The 5834-nt window shown below is 72.3% G+C and carries 5 protein-coding genes; 2 read left to right on the top strand and 3 right to left on the bottom strand.

The features are described 5' to 3' along the window. Together EF903_RS27485 and EF903_RS27480 are read left to right on the top strand one after the other, a co-directional pair. Window positions 1-1932 (top strand): acetoacetate--CoA ligase (locus EF903_RS27485; RefSeq protein ID WP_125547626.1); only part of this gene is annotated, 1932 nt, incomplete at its 5' end. 71 nt (window positions 1933-2003) lie between these two features. Further along, window positions 2004-2897, top strand: a complete 894-nt coding sequence (locus EF903_RS27480; protein WP_125547624.1) for a hypothetical protein — start codon at window positions 2004-2006, stop codon at window positions 2895-2897. Window positions 2898-2991: 94 nt separating this feature from the next. Here EF903_RS27480 and ptsP read toward each other — a convergent pair whose 3' ends face one another. The 3 genes from ptsP to EF903_RS34840 form a co-directional block, all read right to left on the bottom strand. After that, entirely contained in the window at window positions 2992-4662 is a 1671-nt protein-coding gene (ptsP, locus tag EF903_RS27475; RefSeq protein WP_125547622.1) for a phosphoenolpyruvate--protein phosphotransferase, read from the bottom strand. Window positions 4663-4752: 90 nt separating this feature from the next. Continuing rightward, window positions 4753-5202, bottom strand: coding sequence for a PTS glucose transporter subunit IIA (locus EF903_RS27470; protein ID WP_125547620.1), 450 nt, complete (start codon window positions 5200-5202; stop codon window positions 4753-4755). A gap of 298 nt (window positions 5203-5500) precedes the next feature. Next, the coding region (locus EF903_RS34840; protein WP_221888784.1) for a hypothetical protein at window positions 5501-5834 on the bottom strand (334 nt) is incomplete at its 5' end.

Below are 5834 nucleotides of genomic sequence, written 5' to 3'. Positions count from 1 at the left end.
GCGGCCCGCATCACCGCCTTCCAGGCGTGGGCGGCCGAGCGGCACGGAGCTCCCGCGGACGGCGGCTACCCGGCACTGCACCGCTGGTCCGTCGAGGAACTCGACACCTTCTGGCAGGCCGTCGCCGAATGGTTCGACGTCCGCTTCACCACCCCCGCCGAGCAGGTCCTCGCCGACCGCTCGATGCCCGGCGCCCGCTGGTTCCCCGGCGCCACACTCAACTACGCCGAGCACGCCCTGCGCGCGGGCGAGGACCCCGCCCGCGCCGGCGACGCCGCGCTCCTGCACGTCGACGAGACCCACGAGCCCGTCCCCGTCACCTGGGCCGAGCTCCGCGGCCGCGTCGGCGCACTCGCCGCCGAGCTGCGCGCCCTCGGCGTACGCCCCGGCGACCGCGTCAGCGGCTACCTCCCCAACATCCCCGAGGCCGTCGTCGCCCTCCTCGCGACCGCCGCCGTCGGCGGCGTCTGGACCTCCTGCGCCCCCGACTTCGGCGCCCGCAGCGTCCTCGACCGCTTCCAGCAGGTCGAGCCCGTCGTCCTGTTCACCGTCGACGGCTACCGCTACGGCGGCAAGCAGCACGACCGCAGCGACACCGTGGCAGAACTCCGCGCCGAGCTCCCCTCGCTGCGCGCCGTCGTCCACATCCCGCTGCTCGGCACGCCCGCGCCCGCAGGCACACTCGCCTGGTCGGACTTGGTGTCCACCCCCGCCGAGCCGGTCTTCGAGCCGGTCCCCTTCGACCACCCGCTGTGGGTCCTCTACTCCTCGGGCACGACGGGCCTGCCCAAGGCCATCGTCCAGTCGCAGGGCGGCATCCTCCTGGAGCACCTCAAGCAGCTCGGCCTGCACTGCGACCTCGGCCCCGAGGACCGCTTCTTCTGGTACACCTCCACCGGCTGGATGATGTGGAACTTCCTCGTCTCCGGCCTCCTGACCGGCACCACCGTCGTCCTCTACGACGGCAGCCCCGGCCACCCCGACACCGGCGCCCAGTGGCGGATCGCCGAGCGCACCGGGGCCACCCTGTACGGCACCTCCGCCGCGTATGTGATGGCCTGCCGCAAGGCAGGGGTCCACCCCTCCCGCGACTTCGACCTCTCCGCCGTCAAGTGCGTCGCGACGACCGGCTCCCCGCTGCCGCCGGACGGCTTCCGCTGGCTCCACGACGAGGTCGCCGAGGACCTGTGGATCGCCTCCGTCAGCGGGGGCACGGACGTGTGCAGCTGCTTCGCCGGCGCCGTCCCCACCCTCCCCGTCCACATCGGCGAGCTCCAGGCCGCCTGCCTCGGCACCGACCTGCAGTCCTGGGACCCGTCCGGCAAGGCGCTCACCGGCGAGGTCGGCGAGCTCGTCGTCACCAACCCCATGCCGTCGATGCCGGTCCGCTTCTGGAACGACCCGGACGGCAGCCGCTACCGCGACAGCTACTTCGAGACCTATCCCGGCGTGTGGCGGCACGGCGACTGGATCACGATCACCGACCACGGCTCCGTCGTGATCCACGGCCGCTCCGACTCCACCCTCAACCGGCAGGGCGTCCGCATGGGCTCCGCGGACATCTACGAGGCCGTCGAACGCCTCCCGGAGATCAGGGAATCGCTCGTCATCGGCCTGGAGGAGCCGAACGGCGGCTACTGGATGCCGCTGTTCGTCCACCTCGCCCCCGGCGCCACGCTGGACGAGGACCTCAAGGGCCGGATCAAGGCCACGATCCGCGAGGAGCTCTCCCCGCGGCACGTGCCCGACGAGATCATCGAGGTGCCCGGCATCCCCCACACCCTCACCGGCAAGCGCATCGAGGTCCCCGTCAAGCGGCTTCTCCAGGGCACGGCCCTGGAGAAGGCCGTCAACCCCGGCTCGGTGGACAACCTCGAACTCCTCCGCTTCTACCAGGACCTCGCCCGCACCCGCACCGGCGCCGGCGGCTGACGCACCGGCGGGGCGTTGTCAGTGGCTCTGATTACTCTGAGTGAGCATTCGTTCGCACACCAGGGGGAGCCATGGCAGACACACGGAAGACGACGACGCTGCGCCGCGAAGTACCCGGCACGATCGGCCTGCTCGCCGACCCCCGGGACTTCGCGGCCATGCGCCGCTACCGCAGCTTCACCTTCGACGACCACCGCGACTACCTGAGGCACGTCGACGACCTGCTGCGATCCCTCGCCGCACAGGGCATCCACACCACGGTCGCGCTCTTCGACCCCGGGCAGTACGCCGCCTTCTGCGCCGAACAGGGCCTCGACCCCGACACGGCCGCCTCCCGCACCCGCTTCACCGCCGAGCTCGCCGGCACCGGCCCCGGACTCCCGTACACCGGACTGCCCGTGGCCGACATGGTGCCGCTCCTGGTCGACGAGGCCGCCCGCCAGGCCACCTGGGAGTACGCGGCCGCGGTCCTCGCCCGCGCCGGAACCTGCGCCGACTGCGGCCAGGACATCGGCCGGTCCGCGTTCGAGCGGGCCGCCACGGCGGTCACCCGCCTCGTCGCCGGCGCCGGGACCGGCCACCACCACGCCGTGTGCAGCATCCCCACCGGCGACCGGCAGCTCGTCGCCGTCCTGCACGCCCGTACGGCAGGTCCACCGGGCCCGCCCGGCCTGCCCGCCTTCGACCCGGACGGGCGCGAGGCCCTCGACTTCGTCACCGTCCTGGCCGCCGGCATGGCCCTGGGCGGAGCCGGAGGCCTCGTCCTGCGCACCACCACCGCCGACGGGGGCGGCGACCGGGTCCACGGCTGGCGCCTGGAAGGGGGAGGCATCGTCCCCCTCTCCGCGGCCGCCGTGTTCAACGCCTACTGCACCGACCCCGACACCGGCGACCCGGTCGCTCCCGAGCACGGTGTCGACTACCGGCCCGGGTTCGCGGTGGACGACCCGCCCCCGCACCACTGAGCAGGCCCGGCCCCGGCGCCCGTACAGGCCGAGGGGCCCCCGCCACGACTGGCGGGGGCCCCTCGACCGACCAAGCACTGTTTCCCTGCGGCGCCTACTCGCCGGACAGCACCGCCTGAGCGGCCATCCGCGCCTCCTCGGCGCTGTCCGCGGCACGCGCCGCCGCCGCGGCGCGCTCGCACTGGGCGAGCGTGTACTTGGCGAGCGTCGCCCGGACGTACGGGATCGAGGCCGCACCCATCGACAGGGAGGTCACGCCCAGACCCGTCAGCACACAGGCCAGCAGCGGATCCGACGCGGCCTCGCCGCACACGCCGCAGCTCTTGCCCTCGGCCCGCGCCGCCTCCGCCGACAGCGCCACGAGGTCGAGCAGTGCCGGCTGCCACGGATCCTGCAGCCGGGACACCGCGCCCACCTGCCGGTCCGCGGCGAACGTGTACTGGGCCAGGTCGTTCGTGCCCAGCGACAGGAACTCGACCTCCCGGAGGATCGAGCGCGCCCGCAGCGCCGCGGAGGGGATCTCCACCATCGCCCCGAACTTCGCCTTGAGCCCGGCGGCGCGGCAGGCGTCCGCGAACGCCTTCGCGTCGGCCCGGTCGGCGACCATCGGAGCCATGACCTCCAGGTGCACCGGCAGGCCCTCGGCCGCCTTCGCCAATGCGGTCAGCTGGGTCCGGAGCACCTCCGGGTGGTCCAGCAGGGTGCGCAGGCCGCGCACGCCCAGCGCCGGGTTCGGCTCGTCGGACGGCGTCAGGAAGTCCAGCGGCTTGTCCGCGCCGGCGTCCAGCACGCGCACCACGACCCGGCCCTCCGGGAACGCCTCCAGCACCTTGCGGTAGGAGTCGACCTGCTTCTCCTCCGACGGCGCCTTCTTGCTGTCGTCGAGGAAGAGGAACTCGGTGCGGAACAGGCCGACGCCCTCGGCCCCGGCCTCCACCGCGGCCGGCACGTCCGCCGGCCCGCCGACGTTGGCCAGCAGCGGCACCCGGTGCCCGTCCGAGGTCGCCCCGGGACCGGACGAGGCGGCCAGGGCCGCCTTCCGCTCGGCGGCCGCGGCCTCCAGCTCCGCCTTCTTCTCACTGCTCGGGTCGACGAACACCTCGCCGGTCGAGCCGTCCACCGCGATGACGGTGCCCTCCGCGATCTCGCCGGCCCCCGGCAGCGCGACCACGGCCGGCACTCCGAGCGCCCGCGCCAGGATCGCGCTGTGACTGGTCGGACCGCCCTCCTCGGTGACGAAGCCGAGGACCAGCGCCGGGTCGAGCAGCGCCGTGTCCGCGGGCGCCAGGTCCCGCGCGATCAGTACGTACGGCTCGTTGCTGTCCGGCACACCCGGCATGGGCACACCGAGCAGCCGCGCCACGATCCTGTTGCGGACGTCGTCCAGGTCCGCCACGCGCCCGGCCATGTACTCGCCGGCCCCGGCGAGCAGGTCCCGGTACGCGGCGAACGCGTCGTACACACCGCGCTCGGCGGTGCTGCCGACGGCGATCCGCCGGTCGACGTCCGCCATCAGCTCGGGATCCTCCGCGATCATGGCCTGGGCTTCCAGCACGTGCTGGGCCTCGCCCCCGGCCAGCTGGCCGCGGGCGACCAGGTCGGCCGCGACCGCGCTGACGGCCTTGCGGGCGCGCCCCTGTTCGCGCTCCGCCTCGTCCGCCGTGATCTGCCGGGCCGGCGGCTCCAGGACCGCCGTGCCCATGTGCCGCACCTCGCCGATGGCCACACCGTGGCTCACGCCGACGCCTCGCAGCGTTGTCTCCATTTCACCCGTCTCCGATTGAGCGGCGGCCCCGGCCGCCGCGGTGGATGTCCGACTCGCCCGTTCCGGGCGGACGCGTCCCTGCCGGCCGGCTCAGTTCCAGCCGAAGAGGGCGTCGCCGGTCGCCACGTCGCCGGTTTCGGCGACGTCGACGAGGGACTCCGCGGAAGCCTCCAGCGCCACGACGGGGCAGATCGGCGACTTGCCGGCCGCCTCGACGGCCGCCGGGTTCCAGCGGATGAGCGCCTGGCCGCGGCTCACGGTGTCGCCCTTGCCGACGAGCAGCTCGAAGCCCTCGCCGTTGAGCTGGACGGTGTCGATCCCGAGGTGGGTGAGAACACCGTGCCCCTCGCTGTCGACGACGACGTACGCGTGCGGATGGAGGGAGACGACCACACCGTCGACGGGGGACACCGCCTCGGAAGCCTCACGCACGGGGTCGATCGCGGTGCCCGGTCCCACCATCGCGCCGGAGAACACCGGATCGGGCACAGCCGCGAGTCCGATGGCGCGCCCGGCAAGAGGGGACGTGACGGTGGTCATGGGGGCCTCCCAGGGGGTGGGGCTTCGTCGCCACGCCGTCACTCACTGTCCTCGACGGCGCACGTTCAGAACGATATGTCATGAGATGTCCCGGTTCGCGCGAATCGAACCTCCTGACGGAGGCCGCGGAGCGCGTCCGCCGACACCGTAGTGGACTAGACCATACGCCTGATTCGATTTGCCTGTGAACCACGGGAGCGCTACTGTCGTGACTCCCGCCACGACGGCCCTCGTGAACACCTCACGAACAGCCGGTGGAGTGGACGGGAACCAACCACCTCAGAAGCTGATCTCAGTCTCAGATCTCAGCTCTCTCCCGCGCGCCGTCCGGCGAAGCGGCCGAGTTGCAGAGAACGGGAAAAGCCCTGATATGGTCGGTGCCGCCGGAAAGGGAAAGCGCGAAAGCGAAAACCCCGGAAAGCGGAGCGCGAAAGGCTCTGATAGAGTCTGAAACGCAAGAACGAAAGCCCGGAGGAAAGCCCCAGTAAGTGTTACTGCGGGTGAGTACGAAGGAAGCGTCCGTTCCTTGAGAACTCAACAGCGTGCCAAAAATCAACGCCAGAAGTTGATACCCCGTCCACTTATGTGGATGAGGTTCCTTTGAAAAAGACCTGCGGGGCTGCTCCGGTAGC

Origin of the sequence: Streptomyces sp. WAC05292 (assembly GCF_003949955.1) — a bacterium.
In the GTDB taxonomy this organism is placed as follows: domain Bacteria; phylum Actinomycetota; class Actinomycetes; order Streptomycetales; family Streptomycetaceae; genus Streptomyces; species Streptomyces globosus.
This window is presented reverse-complemented; position numbering and strand designations above follow the sequence as displayed.